The organism is Chitinophaga sp., assembly GCF_017745275.1.
In the GTDB taxonomy this organism is placed as follows: Bacteria; Bacteroidota; Bacteroidia; order Chitinophagales; family Chitinophagaceae; genus Chitinophaga.
Genome location: NZ_JAGHZS010000008.1, coordinates 232,498 through 257,134, shown reverse-complemented (window position 1 = coordinate 257,134; position 24,637 = coordinate 232,498). Strand labels below are relative to the sequence as shown.

Genomic DNA, 24,637 nt, shown 5'->3' with positions numbered 1-24,637 from the left:
CCACCAAACATTTTTAGCGAAGCAGTTGTTGTTCGTGAAAACTCCCGCCACCCTTTAAACTGAGAGTGAAGACTATCCCACAAGGAGAGCAACCTTGTGTCCTATTAATCGATATTGTGACGGAAGTACTGGTATTCATGCATTTTTTAAAACACCTAGTTATAGTAGTCCTGATTGTTCAGAATGACGGAAACGATTGTTGCACGCAATGGTATACCCTGCCATAACTTTGTTACGTTTTGTGAAACCTTAAATTGAGAATGCATGCTTAATTTTTATAGCGCTTACTGGTGGATCTTTTTGTTGAGAGGAATCTTTGCCCTGGCATTGGGTGTGCTGGCTGTTGGATGGCCTGGTATTACCTTTGCCACCTTCATTGTTTTTATTGGTGCTTATCTTTTTATTGCCGGCTTGTTTGCCATTATTGGCGCCATTGCAGCACGTAAAACCACTGAGAATTGGGGCCTTTTTCTTATCTCCGGATTACTGGGCGTTATATTCGGCATCCTCACGTTTTATAATCCGTTTGCTACAGGTGCAGCGCTGATTTATGTAATCGCGTTCTGGGCTATGATAGCCGGGTTATTTGAGCTGATTATAGCGATCAGGTTAAGGAAGGTAATTACGGGAGAAGGCTGGTATATAGCGGGTGGGCTGCTGACCATCATTTTCGGTCTGCTCCTGGTCACCAACCCGGTAGCCGCCGCCGTTACACTTACCTGGATGTTTGGAATTTATGCAATTGTTACTGGTATAATGCTGATATCTTTGTCTTTCAGACTTCGCAACAGGCATTCAACCAATAGCCGAAGATAAGATACAATACCCTGTTTACTATTTTTAAAAGTTCCCCACATGCAAGCTTATTCTTTAACTAAAACTAGTCCTGATGATGACAACACCTGACTAAGGCATCTGTATCTGCTGCTTCAGGGTGTTGATAGTCCCTGTTCGTTTACAGCACTGCAGGTGCCAATACAACCTTAACAGATGGAGCGCCGGCGGCTAACCATTACTATCTACGCTGTTCTCCCCTGGCCATTGAAAAGGCTGCTATTGAAATTGTGAATAATTTAAAGTTAACCGTTATGTCATCCACCGAATTTAACAACTTACTATTGGGTAATGCTGATTTTCTGCGCCCGTACGCAGTTACCCTAACCAAAGATTCAGAATCAGCAAAAGATCTCTACCAGGAAACACTCTTCAGGGCACTGTCTAACCGCGATAAGTACCTGGCAGGCACCAATATACGAGCCTGGCTGTACACTATCATGCGAAACATTTTCATTAATAACTATCGCCGTGGTAACCGTCAATACCGGCTACTTGACCATGCAGTGGGGGATTACCTGTTGAGCCATCAGCCCAGTGCAATCGGAAATTTTGCAGAATCGGACCTGCGCGTAAAAGATGTGCAAATGGTAGTATATAATCTGCCGGTCATCTTCAAACAACCGTTCCTGTTATATTTTGAAGGCTATAAGTATTATGAAATTGCCGCCATTTTAAACGAACCCCTGGGTACCGTGAAAAGCCGTATTCACTTTGCCCGTAAAATGTTGAAAACCCGTATTACCAGACATTGATATACTGTATAAATACTAAATTGATAACTTACTCAGACTTTTGAATAGCAGAAGTCCGCAAACCCTCATTAAACCATCGTCAGCTGCTGCTGTAATACTATGAAGACCCGGTAGTCAGCTTCAAATTGTTGTAAGTGAAACCTGTTGTATTATCTGTAAACTATTACGGATAAACAGCAAGCTCATTGTATGCGCGTTTGCGGACTTTCGCTTAATCCGGAAAATACCACGTATCTTCACCTCCTGTACTGCCTTTTAGCACAATTCTTTGTTAAATAATCACTTATTATTAAAGAAAAGGTACAATTACCGGTTTTAAACCGTTAATTAGCGTGCACACTATTCAAAATTTTCCTGGTGTCTTACAGGTGTCTGTATACCGGATATAACAATGCTATATGCCAAAAGTAACTTTCAACAACAAGAATGCGTTGTTTTTTCCGGCGCTGAAATCCGCCGTGGAAGAATATTTCAAGTCAAATAACATCAGAAAAACCGGCAACTGGAAGTTGTATCTTAAAACAGCGGTCCTCCTTCCGGTGGCAGTAGCCTTGTATGTATCGTTACTATTTATTACGATGCCAGTGGCACTCTCGGTAACTTTATGTGCTGCGCTGGGTTTCATTCTGGCCAGTATCGGGTTCAACGTAATGCACGATGCCTGCCATGGCAGCTATTCTACCAACAGCCGGGTAAATGATACCCTTGGCCTCACGCTGAATGCCCTGGGTGGTAATGCCTTTATCTGGAAACAGAAACATAATATCATCCATCACACTTACACTAATGTGGATGGGTTGGATGATGATATCGCCAAAAGCCCGCTGATGCGTCAATGTAGCTCACAGAAATGGGTGCCCATGCATCGTATTCAGCATATCTATGTAGTGTTGATATATGCCATCTCTTCTTTTGCCTGGGTGTTTATCATGGATTTTGTAAAATACCTCGGCCGTAAAGTTTATACTACGCCGTTGCAACCTATGAAACTAACTGATCATATGGTGTTCTGGGGCAGTAAAGTATTGTATGTAGCCTTTTACATGGTGCTGCCTATTGTGCTGTTGGGCTGGAAGTCCTGGGCCATTGGTTTTACAGTAATGCACCTGGTAATGGGTTTCACACTCGCCATTGTATTCCAGTTGGCACATGTGGTAGAAGAAACCACCTTTGAAGCCGCCGGAGAAGATGCTAAAGTAATTGAAAACGAATGGGCTATCCATCAAATAAAAACCACCGCTAATTTTGCCCCGGGTCATAAACTGATTTCCTGGTTTGTGGGAGGATTGAACTACCAGGTAGAACATCACCTGTTTCCCCGCATCAGCCACGTGCATTATCCTGCGCTCAGTAAAATTGTGGCCGCTAAATGTGCCGAACATAATCTGCCATACAACTGTATCCCTACTATGCAGGGAGCCGTGGTATCGCATTTCCGGTTCATGAAAGCATTGGGCGTTAAGCCATAAGGAATTACGAATTTCAAATTACGAATTACGGGATTTGTGAGAAGATAGTAAACGCGGATAATATCCGCTATCATCTTCTCACAAATCCCGTAATTCGTAATTCATAATTCGTAATTCTCTTCGTACTTTTACACCCTTCTGAAATACACATCTTACTATAAATAAAATATAAACAGCAGTCGTGATGAAGGCAAATTATTTAGACGAGCTTAACGAACAACAGCGGAAAGCAGTAACACATATTAACGGCCCTTTGATGATTGTAGCAGGCGCCGGTTCGGGAAAAACCAAGGTGCTGACCACCCGTATCGCACACCTGATGCGAAATGGCGTGGATGCGTTTAATATTTTGTCACTTACGTTTACTAATAAAGCCGCCCGTGAAATGAAGGAAAGGGTGGAGAAAATACTCGGTGGCAGCGAAGCCCGTAATCTTTACATCGGGACCTTCCACTCCGTATTTGCCCGCCTGCTCCGTGCGGAAGCCCATAAGCTCGGTTATCCGAACGACTTCACCATCTACGACTCTGACGACGCCAAAAGCGTGATCAAAACCATTATCAACGAGCTTAACCTCGATGATAAACACTATAAGCCCACCTTTGTATACAATCGTATCTCGGCTGCTAAAAACAGCCTGATGGGACCAGATGAATATCAGCTGGATCACCTGGTACAACAGGAAGATATGCGTGCCAACAGGCCGCTTATCGGCAAAATCTACGACATGTACGCCAAACGCACTTTTAAGAATGGCGCCATGGACTTCGATGACCTCCTGTTCAAGATGTATATTCTCCTGAAATCATTCCCCGAAGTACTGCATAAATACCAGCACAAGTTCAAATACATCATGATTGATGAGTACCAGGATACCAACCCTGCACAGTATGAAATCATCAAATTACTGGGTGCTGTCAACGAAAATATTTGTGTAGTGGGAGATGATGCACAAAGTATCTACTCTTTCCGCGGCGCTACGATAGAAAATATCCTCCAGTTTGAGAAAGATTATGATGATGTGAAAGTGGTAAAACTGGAACAAAACTATCGCAGTACCAAAACGATCCTTGGCGTGGCTAATGAAGTGATTGCTCACAACAAAGGTCAGATCGAAAAAAATCTCTGGACAGATAACACCGACGGTGATACCATTAAGCTGGTACGCACCATGACAGATAACGAAGAGGGGAAATTTGTAGCAGATACTATCGCAGAGCAGAAACTGCGGAATCACTACGACAACCGCGATTTCGTGATCCTGTACCGTACCAACGCACAAAGCCGTTCCTTTGAGGAAAGCCTGCGACGTAAGGCAATACCATACCGTATTTTCGGGGGCTTATCGTTCTATCAGCGTAAAGAGATCAAGGATTTTGTGGCTTATCTCCGTATTACCATGAATACCCGTGATGAAGAAAGCCTGAAGCGGATTATCAACTACCCGGTGCGGGGTATCGGAAAAACCACCATCGAAAAAACTATTGTACTCAGCAACGAACACAACATCACCATGTGGGAAGTGCTGGAAAGAGCCCGTGAGTTTGGTTTCAAAGGTGGTACTGTGGAGGCAATGGAAGCCTTTGTGATCATGATTAAGAGCTTCCAGGCGCTGCTGACCACCCACAACGCTTACGATGTAGCCGTAGCGGTAGGTAAATCCACTAACCTGGTAAAAGAATTATTCAACGATAAAACTACGGAGGGACTTGCCCGTTATGAGAACGTGCAGGAATTACTGAACTCCATCAAAGAGTTTACAGAAACCCCCGATGAAGAAGGCGAGTTGCTGGATAAAAGCATGGGCTCCTATCTGCAGCAAATCACCCTGCTTACAGATGCAGACCAGGGCAATGATGAAAACAGTGATGTGGTAAAACTGATGACCATCCACGCTGCAAAAGGACTGGAATTCCCGGTAGTGTTTACAGTAGGATTGGAGGAAACTTTGTTCCCCAGCGGCATGTCTATCAATACCCGCGAGGAGCTGGAAGAAGAAAGACGCCTGTTTTATGTAGCCATCACCCGTGCCAAAGCACGCCTCTGGCTTACGTATGCCAATAGCCGTTATCGCTTCGGTAACCTGGTACAAAATGAACCCAGCCGGTTCCTGGAGGAAATGCCGGAGAAGTTCATCGACCGCAGCTATGCTGGCGGCGGAAGTGTACGCAATGCCTTCGGCAGCGGTAACACTTCTGGCTGGAGCAACAGTAATAATATGTTTGACCGGATGCAGAAGAAGTCACCGGCGCAATCATCATCGCAGCCGGCGGCTCAGAAGCCGGCTCCCAAGCCTACTTTCAGTGCTGCTACCACACACGTGCCGTCTGAGAACTTTACCCCCGATGATCCGGCAGGTATGGAACCCGGTATGCAGGTAGAACACCAGAAATTTGGGTTTGGTACCATTGCCGGCGTGGAAGGTGCTCCCAACAACAGGATTGCTACAATTATATTCCCTAAAGGCGGCGGCGAAAAGAAAATTATGCTCAACTACGCCAAGTTGAGGATTGTGAGATAGGGATTAATTACTAAAAGCGAATAGCTCCATGCAAACCGCTATACTAAAGCTTCGCCAGTTTTGTGCGTACCAGGAACGGAGTCACCAGGAAACCCGGTATAAGTGCCTGGAACTGGGATTGAGAGGAGAGGAAGTAGAACAAGCCATCACGGAACTGATAGCAGAGAATTTCCTCAACGAAGAACGATTTGCCAAAGCCTATGCAGGCGGTAAATTCCGTATCAAACAATGGGGCCGGAAAAGAATAAAGATGGAATTGAAGCAGAAGCAGGTGTCTGATTACTGTATCAGGAAAGGACTGGAGGAGATTGATGAAGAAGACTATGAAGCGGTGCTGCTGAAACTCACTGAAAAGAAATATGAATCGCTGAAGGGAGAAACGGAGATAAAGCGCAAATATAAAACCATGCAATACCTGTTGCAAAGGGGCTTTGAATCGGAGTTGATTAGTGATGCGCTTGAACAAATCGCAAATAAAGCCGGATAAGCAGGCAATAATTTGAAAAGTTTCTAATCCGTCAGGTTGTAATTTTGTGATCACAATAACCGACAATGTCAGATCTGAAAGTAACACTCATACAGTCGCAATTGCACTGGGAAGATAAGGAAGCCAACCTCCGCATGTTTGATGAGAAAATCAACAGTATCAAGGAAAGGACAGAAGTAGTGATTTTACCGGAAATGTTCAGCACCGGTTTCAGCATGCAGTCTTCCAAACTGGCTGAAACAATGGATGGCAGCGCTGTACAATGGATGAAGAAAAAGGCGGCAGAGAAAAATATTATTATCACCGGTAGCCTGATCATCGAAGAGAATGGCCAATACCTGAACCGCCTCATATGGATGCTGCCAAATGGCACCTATGGTACGTATGATAAACGCCACCTGTTTGGTTATGCAGGAGAGCAGGATCATTATCAACCCGGCGATAAACGCCTGATTGCACAGGTGAAGGGCTGGAAGATCAATCTCAGTATTTGTTACGACCTGCGTTTCCCGGTATGGGCACGCAATAACATACAGCCAGATACCAACGAACCGGCTTACGATGTGCTGATCAACGTGGCTAACTGGCCGCAAAGACGCAAAACCGCCTGGATGACCTTATTACAAGCCAGAGCTATTGAAAATCAATGCTATGTAATAGGTGTGAACAGGGTAGGCAACGATGGCAATAACATCTATCACAGCGGAGAATCCAGCCTGATTGATGCGATGGGAGAAATCATCTATCGTAAATCTGATGACGAAGACATCTTTACGTATACCCTTCAACGTGATCCCCTTAACGAAATCAGGAAAAATATTCCTTTCCTGAAAGATGCGGATCCATTTACTATTTTACCGGAAGCATAAAAATTGACTGCTGATAGCTAAAGGCTAACAGCTAAAAATAATAACCATGTTCCTGCAAGCCGTCCACCACATCGCTATCATTTGTTCCGACTACCCACGTAGTAAAGCATTTTATACCGATGTGCTGGGCTTACAGGTAATACGGGAAGTATACCGGGAAGAACGGGATTCCTGGAAGCTGGACCTGGCTTTAGGAGAGCTGTACATCATTGAATTATTTTCTTTCCCCGACCCTCCGGCAAGAGTAAGCCGTCCGGAAGCTGCCGGACTACGTCACCTGGCTTTCTCTGTGAACGATATTGAAAGTGCGGTAGCACAACTACAGCAAAAAGGAGTTTCCACCGAGCCTATACGCATAGATCCTCATACTAATCAACGATTTACATTTTTTGCAGATCCCGATGGGCTGCCTTTAGAGTTATACGAAGTTCACTAACGTCTATAAAAATTCATGCTATGTCTGTAACCTATATTAACGCCAACATTTTTACTGGTGAGGAAATATTGGAAGATCATGTTGTGACTACCCACCAGGGTAAAATTACCGGCGTGATGCCTGCTTCAAAAGCAGCGCTGACCGGTAATGAAACAGACCTGAAAGGTGCTTTGCTGGCTCCGGCGTTTATTGACTTACAGATCTATGGCGGAAATGGACAGCTATTCTCGTTGTACCCCTCTGTGACTTCGTTAGCGGCTACCATGGCCTATAGTAAAGCAGGTGGCGCTGCCTGGATAATGCCTACCCTCGCTACCATTGGTCCGGATATTATGCTGGAAGCCATGAAAGCGGTAAGAGCCTATTGGGAACAAGGAGGACAGGGCGTATTAGGGCTGCACCTGGAAGGGCCTTTTATGAACCCGGCAAAGAAAGGTGCACATCTCGATAAATATATCCGTATCCCTACGCAGGAAGATATTAACTGGATCCTCGAAAATGGAAAGGATGTGGTAAAAATCATGACGCTGGCGCCGGAACGTTGTGACCCGGAGCTGGTACGACAACTGGCTGCTGCGGGGATCACCATATTTGCCGGCCACAGTAACGCTACTTACGCACAGGCGTATATGTCGTTTGATAATGGGATCCATCATGCCACGCACCTGTTTAATGCGATGTCGCCACTGGAAAGCCGGGCGCCGGGTATAGTAGGTGCTATTTACGACCATCCCCTGGTAAGCGCCAGCATTGTGGCCGATGGCATACATGTGGATTTTGCGGCTATCCGTATCAGTAAAAAAATGATGAAAGAGCGGCTGTTTCTTATAACAGATGCTGTAGAAGAGAATAAAGAAGGAGATTACATCTATCTCCGGGAAAAGGACCGTTATGTGAGCGCCACTGGTGTACTATCCGGTTCTTCTTTAACGATGATCAAAGCCGTTCGTAACTGCGTGGAAGAGGCAGGGATTCCACTGGAGGAGGCGTTGCGTATGGCATCGCTGTATCCTGCCCGCGCCATAGGCCGTGAGCAGGCATTGGGCCGCATTGCGGTAGGCTACGATGCGGCATTGGTGGCAATCGACTCCAACTGGAATACTACAGTATACTGTTAATAGCGCTATCTTCGCAGGATTAATCATACTGTATATCCACATGAGTGCATTAACTCGCTTCTTTAAAAAAGACCGGTATAGAAATCTGTTCCTCCTAAGCTGGCTGGTGCTGGGCCTGTTGCAGGCCTGCTTCTCTGAGCTGTGGGACGATGAGGCTTATTATTGGGTGTATTCACGTCACCTCGACTGGGGATATTTTGACCATCCACCAATGATAGCCCTGTTGATCAAAATTGGATATGGCATTTTTCATAACGAGTTGGGAGTGAGGTTGCTGATTGTATTGGTCAATACGCTCACATTGTGGGTTACGGCCCGCCTCATTGCTTCGAAAGATAATATCCTGTTTTACCTGATTGTAGGCGCTATGGGTGCCATGCAAATAGGTGGAATACTGGCTGTGCCGGATGTACCATTAATATTTTTTGCGGCCATTTATTTCTGGGTGTACCGCAACTTCCTCAACGAGCAAACCTGGAAAAACACCATTCTGCTTGGTGTTTCCATGGTATTGATGTTCTATAGCAAGTACCATGGCGTATTATTGGTTTTCTTCACGGTATTATCCAACATCAACCTATTGAAGGTGTTCAAGTTTTATGTGGCTTGTATCCTTACCACGCTGTTGTTTTTACCACATATTTACTGGCAGTATACCCATGGCTTCCCTTCTCTGCAATATCACCTGGTAGATAGAAATGCTTCTTCCTATGATATCAGTTACTCGCTGGATTACCTGGGTGGGCAGTTGTTATTATTCGGGCCTTTATTGGGCTGGCTGATATTATACTACGCTTTCCGTTCTCCTATTCAGAACTCTTTTGAGCGGGCACTTAAATTTTGTGTGATAGGGGTGTTGGCTTTTTTCCTGTTAAGTACCTTCAAAGGCAGGGTAGAGGCCAACTGGACGGTGATGTTGTTTACCCCTGTAGTAATATTGGCGCACCAGGCAATTATCCGTAAAGGCTGGTCGCAGAAATGGCTGTTATATACTTTGCCGGTAACGCTTTTGCTGGTGCTGGTGGTAAGAGTGTATATGATCTGGGATTTTATGCCAGGTGTGGAAATAAGACCGGAAATACATAACAACCGGGTATGGACATCGCAGGTGGCCGCGCGTGCGCAAGGCAAACCGGTAGTATTTGTGAATAGTTACCAACGGCCATCGAAATATATGTTTTATACCGGGCAGTTGTCTTATAGCCTCAACAGCCGCTATGCCCGCAGAAGTCAGTATAATTTCTGGAACACAGAAACCGAATTATGGGGAAAGGAGGTGATGATAGTATTTGATCCCGGTGCTGGGATTCCTATTACAGACAGCCTGAAAACAGCGCTTGGTACCCTGGATTATAACATCCAGACTGACTATTACTCTTACTCACTTATACAATTAAAGCCTGCGTTGAAATCCATTAAGGCGAAAAGAGGAGAGCATGTAAATGTAATCCTGCAGCCCAATAACGACTATCACCAGCCAATCCGCCTCGACAGGACCAATGAACCGGTATTGGGATATGCCTTTATGGCGAAAGAGGAATGGTTACCTCCGGTGAAATCAACCATGACGCTGGAAAGGGCTGTGCTACGGCGTTTAATCAACCTGGAAGTAGTGATGCCGGAGAAACCTGGTAAGTACCAGTTGAAGTTTTCTGTATTTGCCGGAGATCTGCCACCAACGCATAACAGCTCGGTAATACCAGTGGAAGTAGTGAAATAGCTTTTAGCAGTTAGCTTTTAGCTTTTAGCAAAATGCAGCGGAGATATAAGCGTAAGTGTATTCCTACTTGCTTATATCTCCGCTGCATTTTGCTAAAAGCTAACTGCTAAAAGCTATTGCTTGAACGCATTCCATCCTTGGGCAACCAGTTTAAACTTGTTGCCTCCTTTGGTATGAATATGTGCACCTTCGCTGATATCGGCCATATAACCGATAACGCTGATTTGTTCGTTGAGTACTATTTTATCGTAGTCCTGTTGTTTCATGGTAAATAGCAGCTCGTAATCTTCCCCGCCGCTTAATGCGCAGGCAGTAGGATCCAGGCCGAACTTCATAGCTATTTCTTTGCTTTCCTGTGCAATCGGGATTTTTTCTTCATACAGCACTACGCCAAGATTACTTTGTTTGGCGATATGGAGTATTTCGGAGCTGAGCCCGTCGCTTACGTCCATCATGGCGGTAGGCAGAATATCTTCCTGTTGGAGGAACTCGATAATATCTTTACGGGCTTCCGGCTTCAGCTGGCGGCCGATGATATAGGTTTGGTTTTCCAGGTCAGGCTTTACCGTAGGGCTTTCGAGGAAGATTTTTTTCTCTCTTTCCAGCAGGGTGAGGCCGAGGTAGGCGGCCCCGAGGTCGCCGGTAACGCAGAGCAGGTCGCCTTTTTGGGCGGTAGATCTTTTAACGAAAGTATCTGGTGTTACTTCGCCGATGGCGGTAACACTGATCACGAAGCCTTTTTGGGAGTTGCTGGTATCACCGCCCACCAGGTCTACGCCGTATTTTTCGCAGGCTGCATACACACCTTCGTAGAATTCGTTGAGGGCTTCCAGGGAGAAACGGTTGGAGAAGGCAATGCTCACGGTGATCTGGGTAGGGGTGGCATTCATCGCGTAGATGTCTGACAGGTTCACCACTACTGATTTATACCCCAGGTGTTTCAGTGGGGTATACATGAGGTCGAAGTGGATGCCTTCCACCAGCATATCCGTGCTGATCACGGTTTGTTTGCCGAAGTGATCGATCACGGCGGCATCATCGCCCACGCCTAAAACGGTGCTGGCATTTTGTATTTCAATGTTCCTGGTCAGGTATTCGATTAGTCCGAATTCGCCCAGGTCCTGTATTTCTGTTCTTTCCTCTTCCATCTTTATTTACCGTTAACAAGGTCTTGTAATGCACTATGGATATGGCCATTGGTAGCCAATATTTCTTTTTGATAAGGGGAATACCGGTTTCCGGAGAAGTCGGTCACTTTGCCTCCAGCTTCTTGTACGATGAGGTAGCCGGCGGCAGAGTCCCATGCCTGGAGGGAATGTTCATAAAACCCATCGAATCGTCCGCAGGCCACCCAGCAAAGGTCTATGGCGGCGGATCCCAGGCGGCGTACGGGAATACCCTGTTTAACGATATATTCCAGCACCTGTAGCGGGTTATTAGGCATATCCTGCCATTTATAGGCAAACCCGGTAACAAGGCAGGAGGTGGCTACATCGGCTTTGGTGGATACCTGGATGGATTTACCATTCAGGGTGGCACCTTTGCCTTTTTCGGCCACAAAAAGCTCGTTCATGAAAGGATTGTATACCGCACCCAATATCATTTCTCCGTCTTGTTCCACACCAATTGATACACAACAGATGGGAATCCCATTCGCATAATTGACAGTGCCGTCGATAGGATCAATGATCCATTTTACAGCTGAACTGGTTTTTATCTCCCCCACTTCCTCACTCAGGATAAAATGATCTGGATAAGTTTCCCTGATAATGTTGATGATAGCGGTTTCTGACCTTTTATCCACTTCTGTTACCAGGTCGTTAATGGAACTTTTACTGCTCACCTCGAAAGGGCCATTGAAATATTGTTGCAGTATTTTTCCGCTGGCTTCAGTAGCTTTGAGTAAAGTAGTTTTTAACATGCCGCAAAGGTAATTACGAATTACGAATTATGAATTGCGAATTATAGCCTACATCTTTGGATATTTTGTATGTATAGAAGACTTATAGATAACTTATAACCTGTAATTCCGAATTATCAGTCAACTTATATTCAATATTCCACTTATTTTTGTAGTTCAATTAAAGAGAGGGAAAGTTAATGGCCATTATAGGTAATCTTATTTCCAGGTCACTACGCATCAGGAAGAAGTTCACGTTTAAATTAGGAACGCCTCGCCAATACCAGTTGCAGGTGCTGCATCGTTTGCTGGAGAAGGCCAAGGAGACAGAATTTGGTAGGCACTATCAATTCCAGGAAATTTTGGATAGTCCCAACTTCATTGGGCAATACCGTGAAAAAATACCTGTGCATAACTATACAAAAATGCACAAGGAATGGTGGTATCGCTGCCTGGAGGGAGAAGCAAATGTGAGCTGGCCGGAAAAGATAAAATATTTTGCACTGAGCTCAGGTACATCGGAATCTGCGAGTAAGCACATCCCTGTAACCAAAGCCATGCTTAAAACCGTGAAGAAGGTAGGCGTGAAGCAGCTGTATTCCATGGCTAACTTCAACATACCTCCCCGTTCCTTTGAAAAAGGAATACTGATGCTGGGAGGTACCACTTCATTATATGAGAAAGGGGATTACTATGAGGGAGATATGAGCGGCATTCAGGCCAAAAATATCCCGAAATGGTTTCGCCGTTTCTATAAGCCCGGTGGTAAAATATCCCGGAAACCCAATTGGGAGCAGCGTATCAAGCTGATTGTACGCAAAGCCAGGGAATGGGACGTAGGTACTGTTTGTGGTGTACCAGCCTGGGTACAGATTGTGTTCGAAGAAATTATCAAGTACCATGGTGTGAAGAATATTCACGAAATATGGCCTAACCTGGCGGTATATATTCACGGGGGTGTATCCTTTGAGCCGTACCGCGATAGCTTCCAGAAGCTCCTCGGAAAGCCGATTGCGTTTATTGAAACGTATATGGCCTCTGAAGGTTCTTTCGGATTCCAGGCGCGTCCGGGCACCAGGGGTATTAAACTGGTGCTGAATGCAGGCATCTTCTTCGAATTTATTCCATTCAATGAAGAGAACTTTGATGCAGAGGGAGAAGTAAAGCCGAATCCTAAATCTTACATGATCAACGAGGTGGTGGAAGATGTGGAATATGCGGTGATGCTGTCTACCTGTGCGGGCGCATGGCGTTACCTGATTGGTGACGTAGTGAAGTTCACCTCAGTAAAAGAACATGAAATAGTGATTGTTGGTCGTACCAAACAGTTCCTCAGCCTTTGCGGAGAGCATATGAGTATCGACAACATGAACAAGGCGATAGATAATGTGCAGAAGAAACTGGGTATCACTGTCAGGGAGTTTACCGTAGCTGGTTTCCCTTATGAGAACCTGTTTGCACACCGTTGGTATTTGGGTACAGATACGCCTGGAGTAGATGCAGAAAAGGTTCGTGAAATCATTGATGAAACGCTCAGCGAGGTAAACGATGATTATGCTGTAGAACGTTCTGCTGCACTGAAAGAAGTATTTGTAGAAATATTGCCGAACGATGTATTTATTGACTATCTCCGTTGCAAAGGCAAGGAAGGCGCCATGAACAAGTTTCCACGTGTAATGAAAGGCGAGAAACTGAAGGACTGGGAGAAATTTCTTGTTGGAAAAACAGTTAAGAACTAACTAGCACCTGTGACACGGAAATTATAAGCATGATAGCAGCAATTGTAGCGGGATTAGGACTGGGGTTGGTTCTATCATTATCGGTAGGCCCGGTTATATTCGCAATTATAAAATACAGTGTGAATAATGGCTTTAAGGCAGGCATTAGTTTCGCATTGGGCGTGTCTTTCAGCGATATCATGTTTGTACTGATCGGTAATATCTCCACTGCTTTTATCAGTGGCCTGGAAGGATATAACCATACTATCGGAATAGTGGGCGGTATATTACTCATTTGTATGGGTATTTACGGGTTGCTTTTTAAGAAGGTAAAAATCAGTACCGGCGAAGAGAAGCCTGAAATGTTCGGAACGCATGATTACCTCAAAATATGGCTGGCCGGTTTTTTAATGAATACCCTGAATCCGGGTGTGGTGATCTTCTGGCTGCCGGTTTGTATAGGATATAGTGCTACTCCCATCAGCCACCGTGTGGTCACCTATGGTGTCTGTTTAAGTATGGTGTTATCTGCAGATATCCTCAAAGTATTTGTTGCTGATAAAATCCGTCATAAGCTCACACTGACCAATGTAGAATGGCTGAACCGTATTTCGGGCGTGAGTTTGATCATTTTTGGGGTGGTGTTACTGTATAAAGTATTGTTCGATGTAGGAACATTAGGACATTGATAAATAGAGCATAAAGCTGAAAGCATAAAGCAAAAAGCTATAAAAGCGAATGACCAGAGCGAGTATCAAATTACTCATACGCTCTGGTCATTCGCTTTTATAGCTTTTTGCTTTATGCTTTCAGCTTTATGCTATTGTCCATGTTTCATTACCTGCCAGCAATTTATCCAGGTCGCCGGGGCCCTTTTTCTCCAGGGCTTCGGTCAGTTGGTATTGCATGATGTCTTCATAAGTAGGACGGTTAGCCTGGTAGAAAACACCAAAAGGACGAGGCAGATGGCCTTCAATACGCACATCATCAAACATGCGGGTCAGTATCTGTGCTTTATAGAAATCGCTTTCATCGTGTATCCAGAGGTCACTTTCTGAGTATTCGCCACCCAGCTCTACTACTACCGGCTTCAAACCATCGAGGCGGATACCTTTATTTTTATTGGCGCCAAATACCAGTGGTTTGCCTGCTTCTACGAAAATTGTTTCGTCAGCTTTGCTGCCTTTTTCTGTAAACGCTTCGAAAGCGCCATCATTGAAGATGTTACAGTTCTGGTATATTTCCAGGAAAGACGCGCCTTTGTGGGCGTGACTGCGTTTCAGCATTTCCTGCAGGTGTTTCGGATCACGGTCCATACTACGGGCAATAAAAGTAGCATCTGCTCCCAGGGCCAGGGCCATTGGGTTAAACGGATGGTCAATACTACCCATCGGGGTAGACTTGGTCACCTTATTTTCTTCTGAAGTAGGAGAGTATTGTCCCTTTGTTAAGCCATAAATCTGGTTGTTGAACAGCATGATGTTCACATCAAAGTTACGGCGCAGCAGGTGGATGGTATGGTTACCACCAATGGAAAGACCATCACCATCACCGGTCACAATCCACACGCTCAGCTCAGGCCGGGTAGCCTTCAGGCCGGAAGCGATGGCGGTAGCACGACCGTGGATCGAGTGCATACCATAAGTGTTCATATAGTATGGAAAACGCGAAGAACAACCAATACCGGAAACAATCACAATATTTTCGCGGGGAATCCCCAGGCCAGGCATAATTGTTTGTACCTGTTTTAGTATAGAGTAGTCGCCGCAGCCAGGGCACCAGCGTACTTCCTGGTCCGTTGCAAAGTCTTTTGCCGTGAGGGCTGCCTGCGGAGCTATAGTTGCTGTTGACATTAGTATGAGTTAAAATATAATTTTAGAGTCTGTAAAGTTACGATAGATACCTGTAAATTAAGGTCACTGCGCCTGTAATTCTTCCCAATATTCTGCGGCCCGGCGGGTATGCGGAATCACAATAGTGCCCCCCACAATATTCGCCACCGCGAAAATTTCATACATCTCTTCGGTGGTTACGCCTTCGTCATATGCCTTGCCCAGGTGATATTTGATACAATCGTCGCAACGCAGTACCATAGAAGCTACTAATCCCAGCATCTCCTTGGTTTTGGTGCTCAGCGCCCCTTCTGCATAGGTATTAGTGTCCAGGTTAAAAAGACGGTTGATGACTTTGTTCTGTTTACCCAGTATAACTTCGTTCATTTTAGCCCGGTAGTCGTTAAACTCCTGAATCGCATTCGCCATATAACTGCTGTTTATGATGTTAACCTAATCGTTTCACACATTAAAGCTATGAAAGGATTTACAAATATAGAATAATCTACTGGTTAAGTAGACTGTTTGCCCTATAACCTGTATTTATGGATCATAACCAAAAGTTATTATGCCGAACCATTTGAATAAAATAGTCTATTGGTATAGTGGACTATTTGTATATTAGATCACTAAACCCTCTTTAACAACAAGATCAGCTTATGACATCAACCAACTGTTTCCGCCTGCTGGCCCTCCTGCTATGCGCCGGCAGCACCACTATGGCGCAGGAAAAGAAGCTCTTCGCGTATACCGACAGCGCCGCCAACCAACAATTACACCTGGAACGTGAATTTGATAAACAACTGAGCAGTAGCCACATTGGTGAAACCATCCAGGCATTATCATCTTACCCACATCCCCTCGGCTCCGCCAGAGGCAAAGCAGTGGCGGAAGACATCCGGCAGCGCTTTAAAAGCTACGGCTGGGACGCTGAAATAGTCACTTACCAGGTATTGTTTCCCACGCCCAAAGAGCGGGTGCTGGAATTAACCGCTCCCACTACCTATAAAGCTTTGCTGAAAGAACCCGCCCTGAAGGAAGATGCCACCTCCGGCCAGGAAGGGCAGCTACCTACCTACAATGCCTGGAGTGCCGATGGCGACGTATCAGGCTCGCTGGTATTCGTGAACTACGGCCTTCCGGAAGATTATGAATACCTGGATCGTCTCGGCATCAGCGTAAAAGGAAAAATAGTGATTGCAAAATACGGCCACTCCTGGCGGGGCAGCAAGCCCAAAGTTGCCCAGGAGCACGGCGCCGCTGGCTGCATTATTTACTCCGATCCGAAAGATGACGGCTATTATAACGGTGACGTATATCCCAAAGGAGCTTTTAAAAATGAATTCGGCGTACAACGCGGCTCTGTTATGGACATCGTGATACACCCCGGCGATCCGCTGACACCCAATGTGGGTGCCACCGCGAATGCCTCACGCCTGGAACGTTCACAAGCGGCCAACCTGCTCAAAATACCGGTGCTGCCTATCAGCTATCATGATGCCACTCCCTTGCTGAAAGCCCTGGAAGGCCCGGTAGCGCCGGAAGATTGGCGGGGCGCATTGCCATTCACCTATCATATTGGCGGCGGCACCGCTAAGGTGCATCTCAAACTGGCGTTCGACTGGCAGGTTCGCCCCTGCTATAATGTAGTGGCCAAAATCAAAGGCAGTGAACAACCCGACCAATGGGTGATTCGCGGTAACCACCACGACGCCTGGGTAAACGGTGCCGCTGACCCCATCAGCGGACTGGCCGCCCTGCTGGAAGAAGCCAAAGCCATTGGAGAGTTGCACAAACAAGGCTATCAGCCACGTAGAACCCTCGTGTATTGCGCCTGGGATGGAGAAGAGCCCGGCTTGCTGGGATCTACAGAATGGGTGGAAGATCATGCTGCCGAATTAAAAGAGAAAGCAGTGGCCTATATCAACTCTGATGGTAACGGTCGTGGTTTCCTTGGAGCCAGTGGCTCCCATGCGTTGGAAACGCTTGTCAACGAGGTTGCCCGCGATATCACCGATCCACAAACACAGGTAAGCATCCTGGCCCGTAGACAAGCTGCCGATGTACTGAGGGCAGGCACCGCAAAAGCAAAGAAAGAAAAGCTGGCTAAACAGGGCATCGCTATCGGCGCCATGGGCTCCGGCTCTGACTATTCATCTTTCCTGCAGCACCTGGGCATACCTTCCCTGGATCTTGGTTTTGGGGGAGAAGATGCAGGCGGTGAATACCACTCCATCTACGATTCTTACGACGACTACCGGCGCTTTAAAGATCCCGGCTTCCACTACGGTGTGGTACTTTCTCAAACAGCCGGACATACTGCATTGCGTTTAGCCGATGCCGTTAACCTGCCTTTTGATTTCCGTAAGCTCTATGAAACCGTTAACGGTTATGTTAACGAATTAACTGAGTTGACCAGCAACATGAGAGAAGCTACTGCCATCAACAATCAATTGATCCGGGAGCATAAGTATGAACTGGCTACTGACTCTGCAGCCCATTTATTGCCACCCGCAGCGAAATCCGAAGTGCCTTACCTGGACTTTTCTCCACTGCAAAACGCATTGATTGGATTGGATTCTACCACTGCTACACTGGCTAAAAGCCGTCCTGCGGGCGCTGCGGTGAATAAAGCGCTGTATCAGGCGGAGCAACAGTTACTCAACGATAAAGGATTGCCTGCCCGGACCTGGTATAAGCATACTTTATATGCACCTGGCTTCTATACCGGCTATGGCGTTAAAACTATTCCCGGCGTAAGAGAAGCCATCGAACAACGCAGATGGACAGAAGCACAGGAGCAAATTGGGATAGTGGCAGACGCGATTACAAGGCTGTCGGCATATCTGGGTAAAATTTCCAGCGGTTTATAATCTTATCCGGGGTTATACTGATTAAACTGATTTTTATTTTTTGATTAAAATAGATAAGGGAAGATAGATGCCATTACCTGCATTTATCTTCCCTTATTTTATCTACTAAAATCAAAAAATAAAAATCAGTTTAATCAAGTATAATCCTGAACGCGACTATAGTCGCGTTATCGCACTGTTGCTTGTTTGAGATAATCTTTCACCCCTTCCACGATCTTCTCTACCATGAGCTGTTGAAAGGCGGGCTGTAATATCTTTTCCTCATCACCAGGATTGCTGAGAAACAGGGTTTCTATCAGGGCATCCGGGAACTCTGTGGGGTTGTTCAGGATAAAGTTGAAGTCTGGATTATTCCCGAAATCACGCAGTCCGGTTTGTAGCAATCGTTCGTGAATAGCGGCGTTAAGTGGCTCACAGAAAGGATGCTTGTAATAAGTAGCGGTACCATATACCTCTACCGGGTTGACGGATGAATTCAGGTGGATACTGAGCAGCAGGTCAGGGTTGGCACGGCGGAAGAAAGACAGGCGATCTTCATTTGGTACAAACTTCTCCGTAGTGCGCGACATGATCACGGTGCCTCCCTCTTTTTCCAGTAAGGTTTTCAACTGTAGCGCCAGCGTGAGCGTCAGGTTTTTTTCCACTGCGCCGGTAAGACCGGTAGCGCCTGGATTGCTGCCACCATGGCCGGGATCAATGCCGATCACGATATCTTTCAGAGATAGTTTTTCAGGTACACGTTTAACCTTCACCGTTATACGGTTGTTGTCATAGTATACCTGGTAGCCCCAGGGCGCATGTTGCAAAGAAATCACCAGGCGACACACATCCGGCGTAGGTTGCCCCCAGGCAATAGATGTAATTTCTCTGGTGTTTTGCAGCACCGTGCTGAGCCCTTTTTCAGCATAGGCGCCGTGTATATCTAAAATGATTTTTTTGGAGGAAACAAGTTGTGTAGAAGTATAAGGCAGCTTATCCGACAGGGCTACGGAAACATAGTCGTAGCGGTCATCTCCCCATATCCTGGCATCGTCTGCAATGCTTACAGGTAGCTCTTCCTGTGGAATTTCTGTGTCAACCAGGGCCTCTGGAATATAGGCAGTAGTTTTTGAAGAGAGCCTTACTTTATAGTAGTCATTCTGTCTCCCTATTATATGTAATAACACATCTTTATCCAGGTAGCCGATCTTATCCGGGCCCAGGCGATCGCCGCTGGGGCTGGCGGTTAGATAGGTCATGTTATCGATGGTGCGGCCGGTGAAAGGTATTTCATTGTGCATTACGCTATAGCGGTAAGGACTACCTAATACAGCTGTTTCTCCATCGCGATTACGCAGTTTAACCATGATTTTTCCATTCAGCAGAGAGTCGGAGGGTTGAATAATATAGCTGCCACTGTACACACCCCGTACACCGCCAGTTTGAGAGGTAGGTAGTTCACGCAGTGGTACATTGTTGAACCAGCTGGCTTCCTGTCCTGGATACCCCTTCATTTTAATGCGAAGGGTGTCCCCTTCGGAGAGTTGAACATTACCACCGGGTGATATCTCTATATAGTCTATACGAAAAACGCTGGTAGCAGTGGGCGTTGGTGGCGGGTTATAATAAAAGGTAAGATTTCTCGTGTAGGTTTCTCCGTTAGGTGCATCTACCCGTACGGCAAAACTGCTTCTACCGGTGGGTAGGTCATATTTTGCAGCGAAGGTGCCGGTGGAATACACATGTACGGTATCGTCATTAATACGAACCAGGCAACCCACACAAGTGCGGCCCGCAATAAACTGTTTGGAATTACTTACATTGATCTGATCCCGGGAAGGCTGGCTAAGGCGGAGAGTTGCCTGGCTATGCGCTATAAAGGGGATACAAAGTACAACAACAATCTGTAGGAAACGCTTCACTGAAACCATAATAACCTGTCATCAATATCTTGAAAGGGTGTAAAGATAAGCAGGTGAGGGGAATAGGAGAAGAAAGCTTTTAGCCACTAGCTTTTAGCTTTTAGCAAAATGCAGCGAAGATGAATACATAATGGTCTTCGCTGCATTTTGCTAAAAGCTAATGGCTAACAGCTAGAAGCTGTATTTATTATCTGCAATCAGTTTATCTGCAATTCTTCTGCGGGCTTCTTTTGCATTAAAGGAAGCTGCTTTGGTAAAGCGTTTGAGGCCTAACAGCATCATACGTTGTTCATCACCTTCGGCAAAAGCATTGATGGCATCTTTACCAGATTTATTGATACGGTCGGCTGCATCGTAGATAAAGGTGCGTACAATATCAGCCTGGAAGGAAGCGGCGCTTTCTCCTTTGGCTTTGGTCAGTTTGATCAAACGCAGGAGGGCACTTTCTGCCACAAATGTTTCGATGGCCATATCGGCAATGTCCATAAGGATTTCCTGTTCACTTTCCAGTTTCATCATCAGTTTCTGTGCAGCGGCGCCGGCAGCCATCAGGATGGCTTTTTTGAAATTGGCGATCAGCTTTTTCTCTTCAGCAAACGGTGTTTCATCATCGTTGCCAAAGTCTGGAATACTCATCAGCTCCTTCATTACGTTCATGGCCGGTGTCATCAGGTCCAGCTTACCTTTCATGGCACGTTTCAGTGTCATGTCCAGGGTCAGCAAACGGTTAATTTCGTTGGTACCTTCAAAGATGCGGTTGATACGGGAATCGCGGTAAGCTTTGGAGATGATGTATTCGTCGCTGAAACCGTTACCACCGTGAATTTGTACACCTTCATCCACTACAAAGTCCAGCACTTCAGAGCCGTTTACTTTCAGGATGGCGCATTCTACGGCATATTCTTCAGCGGCACCCAACAGGGCTTCGTTGAATGGTTTGCCGGCGGCGAGTAATTCTCTTTCTTTGTCGTCTATCAGTTGGGCCGTGCGGAACAGTGCTGATTCAGCGGTCCAGGTACGGATGGCCATTTCCGCCAGTTTATGTTTGATAGCGCCGAAGTTGGCGATCGGTTGTTTAAACTGCGTACGGGTATTAGCGTATTGTACGGAGGTGTTGATACATTTCTTGGCAGCGCCCAGTGCAGCAGCACAAAGTTTCAGGCGGCCAATGTTCAGGATGTTGAAGGCGATCAGGTGGCCTTTACCAATTACGCCCAATACATTTTCCGCAGGGATTTTAGCATCCTGGAAATAGATCTGGCGGGTAGAGGAGCCTTTGATACCCATTTTATGTTCTTCCGCGCCCAGGGTAAATCCGGGAGTACCTTTTTCTACAATGAATGCGGTGAATTTATCGCCGTCGATTTTGGCAAACACGGTAAATACATCAGCAAAACCGGAATTGGTAATCCAGCTTTTCTGACCATTCAGGATGTAGTGTTTACCATCTTCCGTGAGCTTGGCGGTGGTTTTGGCACCCAGTGCATCAGAACCGGAGTCGGGCTCTGTGAGGGCATAAGCGCCTTTCATTTCACCGGTAGCCAGTTTAGGAATATATTTTTGTTTTTGTTCTTCCGTACCAAAGTAGAGAATGGGCAGGGAACCGATACCGGTATGTGCTGCCATGGCCACAGAAAAAGAGTGACCTGCGCCCAGGCCTTCGTTGATAATAGTAGCTGTTACAAAGTCTTTTCCCAGTCCTCCATATTCTTCCGGAAACGATGCGCCCAACAATCCCTGCTCACCCGCTTTCTCTAAAAGCGCCTGCATCAGTCCTTCTTCCTGCTTGTCAAGTCTTTCTACAATCGGCGTTACTTCTTTACTGATGAATTGATCTGCCATGTCTTTAATCATCAGTTGCTCTTCCGAAAAGTCTTCGGGGGTAAACACTTCCTCAGGAGCACTTTCCTTTACCAGGAATTCTGCGCCCTTCAGCGCAGTTTTATTTTCAACTGTTGCGTCCATGTTACTGAATTTTTGGTAGTTCTGTAATTTACTGAAAAAAGCAGATACACGAATTTGTCTTTCCCGGGATTATACTGATTTTGATGATTTTGGGATTTCTTTAAGATTTAGCGGTATGATTTGAAAGATTTTAAAAGATCGTTGCAGATATACTGCGGTTATCTTCCAACATCTTTTTAAATCATTCTCTCAAATCATCAAAATCAGTATAATCCCGGGAAAGACAAAAACTCGGACCTTTGCACATAATTCATTATCATTGCCCCCTTTATGCCCGATTTCTATCTGTCATATCTGAAAAGCCGTTTTCACGGTACCTGTGAAGGTGCAGGCAGCCAACTGCTGATTTGTTTGCACGGCTTTGGTGAAAGCGCAGCGCATTTTCATCCGCTGATGGCTACACTGGGAGACACCTTTACCATTGTAGCATTGGATATGCCACTGCATGGCGGTACCCGGTGGGAAGAAAACCGGGTATTTGAAAAAGAAGACCTGGTAGCCCTGATTCAAATGGTGCTGCAGCAGCAGGGGAAAGAAAGATTTTCTTTAATGGGCTATAGCATGGGTGGGCGTTTGTCGTTATGTGTGGTGGAAAAAATGGCGGATCGCATAGATCATCTCATCCTGGCAGCAGCCGATGGGCTGAAGAATAACCCCTGGCATATGTTTGTTACACAAACCACCTTGGGAAATAAAATCTTCAAGTATAATACCCTCCATCCCCAACTATTTTTCGCCCTGTTAAATACCTGGCGCAAAGTAGGGTTGCTGAATCAGAGCGTTTATAAATTTGCGTTGCACAGGATGAATAACCCGGAAAAGCGGGCCATGGTCTATAACATATGGACCAACCTGCGGCATATGATGCCGGATAAAAAACGTTGCAAACAATTATTAGCTCATTATAACGTTTTAACCCTCCTGATCTTTGGGAAATATGATCGTGTAATTCCCCCGGTGTTAGGGACCCGTTTTGTGGATGGATCTTTTCCCTGCAAAACATTGATACTGGAAAAAGGGCATCAGCTGATATCGTCGCAGTTGGGGCTCATCATCAAAACAAACCTTTAAAACCGGATGTACATTTTTGTAATCATAGTAATTGGATTAGCACTGGGGTATGGTATACTGATGCTCTGGTACAGCCTGGGCTGGAAACGGCTGAGAAAATTTGGACCTGAAGTGCATGCCACCGGGCGTACCAAGGTAACCGTCATTATACCTGCCAGAAATGAAGCTGTTAATCTTCCCCCGTTGCTGGAAGCATTGCACCGGCAAACCTACGATCCCCGTTTACTGGAAGTAATTATCATCGATGATTTTTCTACAGATGATACCGCTGCAGTGATCCGGGATTATCCGGCTGATAATATACACCTGCTGGAACTGAGCCAGCATCTTGATAAAACCGAACGGCTGAATTCCTACAAGAAAAAGGCGATTGAAATAGCGATCTCTAAAGCCAGCGGTGACCTGATTGTTACCACAGACGCTGATTGTGTGATGGGGCCGCGCTGGATCGAAATCATGGTACAATACTATGAGCATCATCAACCGAAATTCATTGCCGCTCCGGTCAGCTTCTATAAAGAGCATAACTTCTTTAAAAGACTGCAATCGCTCGACTTTATGACCATGCAGGGCATTACGGGCGCAGCGGCTGCCCTGGCTTCCGGTACCATGTGTAATGGTGCCAACCTCGCCTATGAGAAAAAAGCCTTTTACGAAGTAGGTGGCTTTAATGGTATCGATAATATCGCCTCAGGAGATGATATGTTGCTGATGTATAAAATTTACAGTGCCTATCCGGAAGGGGTGATGTACCTGAAATGTGAAGAGGCTATTGTACGTACATTGGCGGTTGATACGCTGAAAGACTTCATGAACCAGCGTATCCGCTGGTCATCCAAGGCTGATAAGTATGAAGATAAGCGACTTACCTGGGTATTGCTGTTGGTATATCTCTTCAATGTAGGCCTGTTAGCCATGGCGGTGATGGCGCTTTTTCTGCCGGTATGGTGGCCCTGGTTCCTGATCATTATGTTGTTTAAGGTAACGCTGGAGCTCTACTTCCTGCTGCCGGTAGCGCGTTTTTTTAATAAAACAGAGTTGCTGCTGTGGTTTATTCCGGGGCAGATATTTCATATTCCTTATATTGTAATTGCAGGCTGGCTGGGTAAGTTTGGTAGTTACCAATGGAAAGGCCGCCAGGTAAATTAAATACGCCTCCTTTGTCAGA

General features: G+C 45.9%; 20 protein-coding genes. 14 read left to right on the top strand and 6 right to left on the bottom strand.

Annotated elements, in window-relative coordinates; all coding sequences use genetic code 11:
• Positions 1–264: 264 nt before the first annotated feature.
• From J7623_RS24360 to J7623_RS24320, 9 genes are all read left to right on the top strand, one after another.
• Positions 265–816 carry an HdeD family acid-resistance protein gene (locus J7623_RS24360; RefSeq protein WP_291925320.1) on the top strand — a complete coding sequence of 184 codons (552 nt, stop codon included), beginning with the start codon at positions 265–267 and terminating at the stop codon, positions 814–816.
• A gap of 272 nt (positions 817–1,088) precedes the next feature.
• Positions 1,089–1,589 carry an RNA polymerase sigma factor gene (locus tag J7623_RS24355; RefSeq protein ID WP_291925317.1) on the top strand — a complete coding sequence of 167 codons (501 nt, stop codon included), beginning with the start codon at positions 1,089–1,091 and terminating at the stop codon, positions 1,587–1,589.
• Positions 1,590–1,987: 398 nt separating this feature from the next.
• Complete coding sequence (locus tag J7623_RS24350; RefSeq protein WP_291925314.1) at positions 1,988–3,058, top strand: acyl-CoA desaturase; 1,071 nt, start codon at positions 1,988–1,990, stop codon at positions 3,056–3,058.
• Positions 3,059–3,242: 184 nt separating this feature from the next.
• Positions 3,243–5,579, top strand: a complete 2,337-nt coding sequence (locus J7623_RS24345; protein WP_291925311.1) for an ATP-dependent helicase — start codon at positions 3,243–3,245, stop codon at positions 5,577–5,579.
• Positions 5,580–5,607: 28 nt separating this feature from the next.
• Positions 5,608–6,066, top strand: a complete 459-nt coding sequence (locus J7623_RS24340; protein ID WP_291925309.1) for a regulatory protein RecX — start codon at positions 5,608–5,610, stop codon at positions 6,064–6,066.
• Positions 6,067–6,131: 65 nt separating this feature from the next.
• Positions 6,132–6,935 (top strand): amidohydrolase, encoded by an 804-nt coding sequence (locus tag J7623_RS24335; protein WP_291925306.1) that lies wholly within the window; start codon positions 6,132–6,134, stop codon positions 6,933–6,935.
• A gap of 46 nt (positions 6,936–6,981) precedes the next feature.
• Positions 6,982–7,371: a VOC family protein gene (locus tag J7623_RS24330; RefSeq protein WP_291925303.1), complete on the top strand. Its 390-nt coding sequence runs from the start codon at positions 6,982–6,984 to the stop codon at positions 7,369–7,371.
• 20 nt (positions 7,372–7,391) lie between these two features.
• A complete protein-coding gene (nagA, locus tag J7623_RS24325; protein WP_291925300.1) occupies positions 7,392–8,489 on the top strand; it encodes an N-acetylglucosamine-6-phosphate deacetylase in 1,098 nt (365 codons plus the stop codon).
• A 40-nt stretch (positions 8,490–8,529) separates the two neighbouring features.
• On the top strand, positions 8,530–10,209 hold the full coding sequence (locus J7623_RS24320) for a glycosyltransferase family 39 protein (RefSeq protein WP_291925295.1): 1,680 nt from the start codon (positions 8,530–8,532) through the stop codon (positions 10,207–10,209).
• Positions 10,210–10,322: 113 nt separating this feature from the next.
• Here the strand turns inward: J7623_RS24320 and thiL are convergent, their stop codons facing one another.
• Positions 10,323–11,357, bottom strand: coding sequence for a thiamine-phosphate kinase (thiL, locus tag J7623_RS24315; protein ID WP_291925292.1), 1,035 nt, complete (start codon positions 11,355–11,357; stop codon positions 10,323–10,325).
• Positions 11,358–11,359: 2 nt separating this feature from the next.
• A complete protein-coding gene (locus tag J7623_RS24310) occupies positions 11,360–12,130 on the bottom strand; it encodes an inositol monophosphatase family protein (RefSeq protein ID WP_291925290.1) in 771 nt (256 codons plus the stop codon).
• Positions 12,131–12,309: 179 nt separating this feature from the next.
• On the opposite strand from J7623_RS24310, the gene J7623_RS24305 reads away from it, so the two are divergent.
• Complete coding sequence (locus tag J7623_RS24305; protein ID WP_291925288.1) at positions 12,310–13,848, top strand: GH3 auxin-responsive promoter family protein; 1,539 nt, start codon at positions 12,310–12,312, stop codon at positions 13,846–13,848.
• 29 nt (positions 13,849–13,877) lie between these two features.
• A complete protein-coding gene (locus J7623_RS24300) occupies positions 13,878–14,516 on the top strand; it encodes a LysE family transporter (protein WP_291925286.1) in 639 nt (212 codons plus the stop codon).
• A 126-nt stretch (positions 14,517–14,642) separates the two neighbouring features.
• Here the strand turns inward: J7623_RS24300 and J7623_RS24295 are convergent, their stop codons facing one another.
• Positions 14,643–15,680: a 2-oxoacid:ferredoxin oxidoreductase subunit beta gene (locus J7623_RS24295; protein ID WP_291925284.1), complete on the bottom strand. Its 1,038-nt coding sequence runs from the start codon at positions 15,678–15,680 to the stop codon at positions 14,643–14,645.
• 63 nt (positions 15,681–15,743) lie between these two features.
• Positions 15,744–16,088 (bottom strand): carboxymuconolactone decarboxylase family protein, encoded by a 345-nt coding sequence (locus J7623_RS24290; RefSeq protein WP_291925282.1) that lies wholly within the window; start codon positions 16,086–16,088, stop codon positions 15,744–15,746.
• Between the two features lie 230 nt (positions 16,089–16,318).
• On the opposite strand from J7623_RS24290, the gene J7623_RS24285 reads away from it, so the two are divergent.
• Complete coding sequence (locus J7623_RS24285) at positions 16,319–18,532, top strand: transferrin receptor-like dimerization domain-containing protein (RefSeq protein ID WP_291925280.1); 2,214 nt, start codon at positions 16,319–16,321, stop codon at positions 18,530–18,532.
• Between the two features lie 167 nt (positions 18,533–18,699).
• Here the strand turns inward: J7623_RS24285 and J7623_RS24280 are convergent, their stop codons facing one another.
• Positions 18,700–20,433, bottom strand: coding sequence for an N-acetylmuramoyl-L-alanine amidase (locus tag J7623_RS24280; protein WP_291925279.1), 1,734 nt, complete (start codon positions 20,431–20,433; stop codon positions 18,700–18,702).
• A 171-nt stretch (positions 20,434–20,604) separates the two neighbouring features.
• Positions 20,605–22,398: an acyl-CoA dehydrogenase family protein gene (locus J7623_RS24275; protein WP_291925278.1), complete on the bottom strand. Its 1,794-nt coding sequence runs from the start codon at positions 22,396–22,398 to the stop codon at positions 20,605–20,607.
• 270 nt (positions 22,399–22,668) lie between these two features.
• Here J7623_RS24275 and J7623_RS24270 point away from each other — a divergent pair, with 270 nt between their 5' ends.
• The gene (locus J7623_RS24270; protein WP_291925277.1) at positions 22,669–23,469 is read left to right on the top strand and encodes an alpha/beta hydrolase; all 801 of its coding nucleotides are present in this window, start codon (positions 22,669–22,671) and stop codon (positions 23,467–23,469) included.
• A 6-nt stretch (positions 23,470–23,475) separates the two neighbouring features.
• Positions 23,476–24,618 (top strand): glycosyltransferase, encoded by a 1,143-nt coding sequence (locus tag J7623_RS24265; protein ID WP_291925276.1) that lies wholly within the window; start codon positions 23,476–23,478, stop codon positions 24,616–24,618.
• Positions 24,619–24,637: the final 19 nt, after the last annotated feature.